This window comes from Castellaniella denitrificans, assembly GCF_042653765.1.
GTDB lineage: Bacteria > Pseudomonadota > Gammaproteobacteria > Burkholderiales > Burkholderiaceae_B > Castellaniella > Castellaniella denitrificans.
The window spans coordinates 1-1,513 of the sequence record NZ_JBHSEZ010000023.1 but is presented as its reverse complement, the minus strand read 5'-3'; the positions used below and the strand labels follow the sequence as shown (position 1 = coordinate 1,513).

Genomic DNA, 1,513 nt, shown 5'->3' with positions numbered 1-1,513 from the left:
GTTGAACATGGTATTTTTCATGGTATTGGAACTTGTGCCACAACTGAGAGCCGCGTAAATGCTGGCTATGTTCCTCTTGTTGATAATTGAGTGGGAGTGAGGTTGTTTTATAACTAATTGATTTTGTTTTATAAAATGAATGCCATTGATGATGTTTTTTGCATTATCAATGGCATTTTTCATGGTATGTAAGAAGCATGCTATGGCAATATTTTCCGATGTCATGTGATGATTTTTGTTTATCACATAGCATCGAGCCGAGGTCATGCTCGTGCGCCCTTGGCGAGGTTATTTTGCTTGGTCAGCTTTGATTGCGGGCAGAGTAGGCATGTGGAGCGTGATTGGATCCGGATAAGATTCGTGATCTGTCCTCGCAGATGCAAAGGTTGCTTATGAGTGAAATCGTCATATTTGAAGGTGGCAGCCAATCGGTAGAAGTCAGGTTGGAGGGGGAGTCGCTGTGGCTTAGTCTGCAGCAAATTGCCGACTTGTTCGGACGCGATAAGTCCGTGATTTCGCGCCACTTGCGCAATGTTTTCACTACAGAGGAATTGGAGCGTGAAGCAGTTGTTGCAAAAAAAGCAACAACTGCCGCCGATGGCAAAATTTATCGGGTGGAGTACTACAACCTGGATGCCATCATCTCCGTAGGTTATCGTGTCAACTCCAATCGTGCCACACGGTTTCGCCAATGGGCTACCCGCGTGCTGCGTGATCACCTGACTCAGGGCTACTGGGCTTGCCCTATCACTCCGGACAGGTTGTTTAACCTAACAAGCCGCCGCCTCGAACTGCATGGGGCTGACGTATCCCAACGTTGAGTGCTGGCGCCGCGCGTTGTAGAACCGCTCGATATAGTCGAACACCTCAGCCCGGCATTCGTCCCGGGATCGGTGGATGCGCCGACTCAGCCGCTCGGTCTTCAGCGTGGAGAAGAAGCTCTCCATGGCGGCATTATCCCAGCAGTCCCCTTGCTTACTCATGCTGCACACGATCCCGGCGTCGGCCAACAGCGTCTGGAACTGCTCGCTGGTGTACTGGCTGCCTTGATCGGAGTGGTGCAGGACTTCGCGCGGCCGGCCGCGACGATGCAACGCCATCATGAGTGCGTCAGTCACCAGTTGCGAGGTCATGGTGGCCTGCATGGACCAGCCGACGATACGCCGTGAGTACAAGTCCATGACCGCGGCGACGTAGAGCCAGCCCTCTGCCGTCCAGACGTAGGTAAAGTCGGCTACCCATTTCTGGTTCGGCGCACTGGCCGTAAAGTCGCGATCCAACACGTTGGCGGCAATGGAATGGGCCGACCTGGATCCGGTATCGGACGGATGACGACGACGCTTGGCCCGGGCCACAACGTTTGCGTGGCGCATCAGACGTGCCACGCGATGCCTGCCGCAGTGCTCGCCCCAGGCGCGCAGATCCCGCCATACCCGAGGGCTACCATACGTCTGGTCGCTGGCCAGGAAGCTCTCGCGGATTCGACCCAGCAGCCGCTCGTTGGCCCGTTGAC

Annotated in this window: 2 protein-coding genes; one reads left to right on the top strand and one right to left on the bottom strand. The window is 54.7% G+C overall.

The features are described from left to right. Window positions 1-392 precede the first annotated feature (392 nt). Window positions 393-821 (top strand): virulence RhuM family protein, encoded by a 429-nt coding sequence (locus tag ACFO27_RS12145; RefSeq protein WP_376817558.1) that lies wholly within the window; start codon window positions 393-395, stop codon window positions 819-821. Here the strand turns inward: ACFO27_RS12145 and ACFO27_RS12140 are convergent. After that, window positions 771-1,513 (bottom strand): IS3 family transposase (locus ACFO27_RS12140; RefSeq protein WP_376817557.1); only part of this gene is annotated, 743 nt, incomplete at its 5' end. The two genes, ACFO27_RS12145 and ACFO27_RS12140, sit on opposite strands and share 51 nt — an antisense overlap.